Raw genomic sequence first — 4,236 nt, 5'->3', positions numbered from 1 at the left:
CCCGACACCGCCGCCCCCACTCAGCAGCCGGCCCGCACCACCGATGCGCCCCGGCGCGGGCCGGCGGGGGTGGTGGCGTTCGACGTTTCCGCCGCCACCCCCACCCTCCCCGCTTTCGCCGGGGTGCTGCCGTCGTGGACGGAGCCGGAAGCATGAGCACGACGCCGACCCGGCGCCGCGCTCGCAAGTGGTCGGCCACCGTTCCCGCCGTGGCCCCGGGCGGACGGCTGACCAGCGTGGGCCTCACTCTGACCGGTGGCAGGACCGCCATCGTCATCCTCGGCGGCGGCACCAGCTCCCTGGTGATGCCCTCGGGCGCGCGGCAGTTGGCCGCCGCGCTGCGGGCACGGCGACGCCTGGGCGTCGACGTGCACAGTGGACCAACGTCGAGAACCTTGTCCGTCGCGCCCACGGCTCGGCCCGGAGTTCCGGATTCGGGCGCGACGCTGACCCTGCGGTCGGCATCGCAGGTGTCGGCCCACTGGCCGCTGACGCTCGGTCCCGGTCCGGCTCGCTCGTTCGCGCGGTTTCTCGACGAGGCCGCCGACCAGTGCCAGAGGAGGCGGTGACGTGGGTCCTGTTGAGGTCACGGATGCCGTCACCACACTGATGCCCCGGGTGGACGCACGTCCCGCGTCCCGGGTCCGCCGGTACGTGTTGCCGTGGCGCGCTCGCCGGGTGCGTCCCTTCCTGGGGTGGGGTGTTCGGTGAGCGCCGTACCGCCCAATGTCGTGATGCCCGGGGAGGAGGCCGGTCGCCTCACGGTGTGGTGGCCCGCCCAGTACCGGGCCGCGCGCGTGTTCGTGGAGGTGAGCCGCCTCGGGGTGGTTCTCCGGCCGGCACACGCCCCGGCCGAACCGGTCGGTCTGCCTCCGCTCCAGGCTCGGCGGGTGGCGGGGGCGTTGCTGGTGGCGGAGGCGGAGACCGTGGCCACCGCGATCACGGCCGGCCCGGGGCTGGTGGCGTCGCTGATGGTCACCAGCCTCCCCGGCCTGGCGGGAAAGGCGCTCACGCTTTCCTGGCCCGAGTTCCCGCCGGTGCGGTGGGTGTTGCCCACGCGTTGGGCACCGACCAGGCCGGGTGGGCTCACACTCACCCACCCGAAGGTCGTCGGAGAGTTGATCGGTCGCGCGGCCGGGGTCGCCGAAGCCCTGGGGTGACCACGAGGGCGACCCGAGACCTGCGTGAGGCCCGGTCGTGGGTGCGAACACCCTGCCGAGCGGTGGAGGATCGACCAGGAGTAGGGCTGGCTCGGGGGCGCACCGACCCACCTGCTCGCGCTCGCCGGCACTTCCGAGGCTGGGGTGGCTGGCGGCCTGGAGGAGGTCCGCTGGTTGCTGGCAGGGGCCGCAACGGCGGTCGCTCGGGTAGCGGGTGTGGTGGGGGCGACGTGCCCGAGAGCCCCCGGGTTTCGAGCCGGCGCCTGAGCGGCGGGATGGTGCACGCGGTGAGCGACACCGTTTCGCGGTGATCCGTGGCTTCGTTCCGGCTGCTACCGCGCCCGCCGCCCCCGTTTGAGCTCCTCCGCTTCGTGGGTGGGGTCGCTAGCCACCCAAAAATGTTAGTCGCTAACATTTTCTCGTGGCTACGGTATCGAAGCGTGAGCGCACGCTGGCTCTGCTGACCGAGCGCGCGCTCGCGCTCTTCGAGGAACAGGGGTTCGACCAGACGAGCGTGTCGCAGATCGCCGCCTCCGCAGGGGTCTCGGAGATGACGTTCTTCCGGCACTTCGGCTCCAAGGAACAGGCGGTCCTCGTCGACCCCTTCGACCCGGTGATCGCTCGGGCCATCGGCCAGCGTCCGCTGAACGAGGCGCCCCTGCTCCGAGCGGTCCGAGGCGTGCGCGCGGCGTTGACCGGACTCGACGACGCGGAGCTGAGCATGGTCCGCCGGCGTGTCCGCATCATCGCGTCCACCCTGAGCCTGCGCGTGGCGTTGGCGAAGCAGAACGAGGAGACGGCGGCGGCCATCCAGCAGCAGCTGATCACCGACGGTACCGATCCCCGTGCTGCCCGAGCCGCCGCCGCGGCGCTGCTGGCCGCGCTGTCCGCCGGGCTCTTCGAGTGGGCGGAGAACGAGGACACCACCTTGGTCGGAGCGATCGAGACCGCGCTCAGCGTGTTGGAGGTCGGGGCGTGACCGCGTTGGTCGAGGTCACCGACGCCGTGCGCTCCTACCCCCCGGGCGTGGGGGTGCGGGGAGTGTCGCTCACGGTGGAAGAGGGCGAGGTACACGCCCTGGTGGGTCTCAACGGTGCGGGGAAGACGACGCTGATGCGCCTGATCCTCGGCATGGCGCGGTTGCGGTCCGGGAAGATCCGCATCGCTGGTACGCCCGTCACGCGAATGACCGGGAGCGGGTGGCGGTGGGTGGGGCACATGCTCGACCGGCCGTTCGCCTACCCCGAACTCACCGCCCTGCGGAACATGCTGGTCGCGGCGAGATTGCGGGGATTGTCAGCCAGCTCGGCGGCCGAGGCCGCGCGGAACGCCCTGGACGACGCCGGGCTCGGTGACTACGCGACCGTGCGGGCGGGACGGCTGTCCCAGGGGAACCGGCAGCGGCTCGGCCTCGCGGTGGCGATGCTGGACGCCCCACGATTCCTCGTGCTCGATGAACCAACGAACGCCCTCGCCCCGGCCGGGGTGATCGACCTGCGTGAGCGGCTCCGCCGTCGCGCGGCAGGCGGTGCGGGAGTGCTGGTCTCCAGCCACCACCTCGACGAGGTCGCCCGGATCGCTCATCGGATCACGGTCATGAACCGTGGAGAGATCGCCGGAACCCTGGACCCCAGCGGGACCGATCTGGAACGAGCCTTGTTCGACCTCGTGCTCTCCGACGACGAGAGACGAAACCGGGAGCAGGTATGAACAACTTTCGTGGAGCGTGCGCGGTCGAGATCCGCAAGGCGTCCGCTTCTCGGCCCCTGTGGGTCACCAGCGGCGTCTTCGTCCTCGGTCTCGCGTTGCTCGGGTCCGGTCTGGTCATCGCCGTCTCCACGGGGAACGACCAGGTGATGGACCGGCTCGGCAGTGCCGCCGATCTCGAAGGCTGGCCGCTGCTGCTCACGATCGTCACCCAGATCGCCGCCGCGGGCGGCATGCTCGCCTTCGGTTTCGCGTTGAGCTGGAGTTTCGGACGGGAGTTCACCGACGGGACCATCCCGGCGCTGCTGGCCTCCCCAACAGCACGGTCGGTGGTGGTGTTGGCCAAGCTGCTGACCCATCTGCTCTGGGTGTGCGCGGTCGCGGTGGTGTCCGTTGGCGCGCTGTTCCTGGTGGGCATCCTGTTGGGGCTCGGCCCGGTCAACGGTGACGTGTTGGCCGACTTCACCCGTCTGGCGCTGTTGCTCGTCCTGTCCGGTGCCGTGGTCGTCCCCACGTCCTTGGTGGCCACCCTCGGCCGAGGTCCGCTTCCCGGGATCGGGGCAGCCATCGCCCTCATCGTGGTGTCCCAGGTGGCGGCGATCGTGCAGCCGGCCACAGCCGCATGGCTGCCCTTCGCGGCTCCCGCGATCTGGGCGTTGTTTCCCGAGGTGGTGGGTGTGGTCCAACTGGGGCTTGTCATCGCCACCAGCGCGGTGTTCTGCGGACTCACGGTCCACGCGTGGAACCGCTTGGAGCTGGACCGAGGAGTGTGAGCGGCTTCCGGCAAGCGGGAGCTGAAGTCTGAGTGTCAGCGGGAACGTTTGGCGCAGGGGGCTTCAGGGGCTCGACGGTAGGGTGGGGATCGTGACGCCGACGTTCCGGGAAGTCCTAGGAGGTCGCCGAAGCCTTCGTGCGTTTCGCTCGACAACGAAGCAGGGCAGCAGCGAACGTGTCACTGGTCCTGCGGCTGATTCTCGAGGGTGTCGAGACCTGGTGGTCGTCTGTTCTCCGCGCGGTTCGTTCCGCCTGGGGCCGGAACCTCGACGGCTGCCTTCTAAAGCGTCGCCGCTTCTCTCACGGAGGGCAGCGGACAGGAGTACAGTGACGCCGGATCCGTCTAGGTCAAGAAATGGTAACGGGCTCCCATCGGTGCAGGTCGCGAAGGGAAAGCCCCGCGCGAGCGGGGGTGAGCCGATTCCGGAGGGCGTGCCCGTGCTCGACATCCTGAAAGCCCCGCGCGAGCGGGGGTGAGCCGCTGGCTCGGCGGGAGGTGAGGGCGCCGACCGGGAAAGCCCCGCGCGAGCGGGGGTGAGCCGCCATCATCACTCTGGACCGTACTGGGTTTGTTGGAGGCCCTGCACCCCAGGAA

5 protein-coding genes are annotated in these 4,236 nt (G+C 70.6%); all 5 read left to right on the top strand.

All coding sequences use genetic code 11. The features are described from left to right. The first annotated feature begins 152 nt into the window (after positions 1 to 152). The 5 genes from ACTIDRAF_RS0217620 (at position 153) to ACTIDRAF_RS0217600 (ending at position 3,640) form a co-directional block, all read left to right on the top strand. Positions 153 to 569, top strand: a complete 417-nt coding sequence (locus ACTIDRAF_RS0217620) for a hypothetical protein (RefSeq protein WP_016700048.1) — start codon at positions 153 to 155, stop codon at positions 567 to 569. 138 nt (positions 570 to 707) lie between these two features. After that, the gene (locus tag ACTIDRAF_RS0217615) at positions 708 to 1,160 is read left to right on the top strand and encodes a hypothetical protein (RefSeq protein ID WP_157163104.1); all 453 of its coding nucleotides are present in this window, start codon (positions 708 to 710) and stop codon (positions 1,158 to 1,160) included. A 421-nt stretch (positions 1,161 to 1,581) separates the two neighbouring features. Next, positions 1,582 to 2,139 carry a TetR family transcriptional regulator gene (locus ACTIDRAF_RS0217610; protein WP_016700046.1) on the top strand — a complete coding sequence of 186 codons (558 nt, stop codon included), beginning with the start codon at positions 1,582 to 1,584 and terminating at the stop codon, positions 2,137 to 2,139. Continuing rightward, the gene (locus ACTIDRAF_RS0217605; RefSeq protein ID WP_016700045.1) at positions 2,136 to 2,870 is read left to right on the top strand and encodes an ABC transporter ATP-binding protein; all 735 of its coding nucleotides are present in this window, start codon (positions 2,136 to 2,138) and stop codon (positions 2,868 to 2,870) included. The genes ACTIDRAF_RS0217610 and ACTIDRAF_RS0217605 overlap by 4 nt, the downstream gene beginning before the upstream one ends. Beyond that, positions 2,867 to 3,640 (top strand): ABC transporter permease, encoded by a 774-nt coding sequence (locus ACTIDRAF_RS0217600; protein ID WP_016700044.1) that lies wholly within the window; start codon positions 2,867 to 2,869, stop codon positions 3,638 to 3,640. The genes ACTIDRAF_RS0217605 and ACTIDRAF_RS0217600 overlap by 4 nt, the downstream gene beginning before the upstream one ends. Positions 3,641 to 4,236: the final 596 nt, after the last annotated feature.

Origin of the sequence: Actinoalloteichus spitiensis RMV-1378 (assembly GCF_000239155.1) — a bacterium.
Classification (GTDB): Bacteria; Actinomycetota; Actinomycetes; order Mycobacteriales; family Pseudonocardiaceae; genus Actinoalloteichus_B; species Actinoalloteichus_B spitiensis.
Note: the sequence above shows the minus strand (reverse complement) of the source record. Positions and strands in the feature narration are given on the sequence as shown.

Coding starts and splice junctions, on each gene's coding strand:
- ACTIDRAF_RS0217620 (WP_016700048.1), top strand. CDS start 153: ATGAGCACGACGCCGACCCGGCGCCGCGCTCGCAAGTGGTCGGCCACC.
- ACTIDRAF_RS0217600 (WP_016700044.1), top strand. CDS start 2,867: ATGAACAACTTTCGTGGAGCGTGCGCGGTCGAGATCCGCAAGGCGTCC.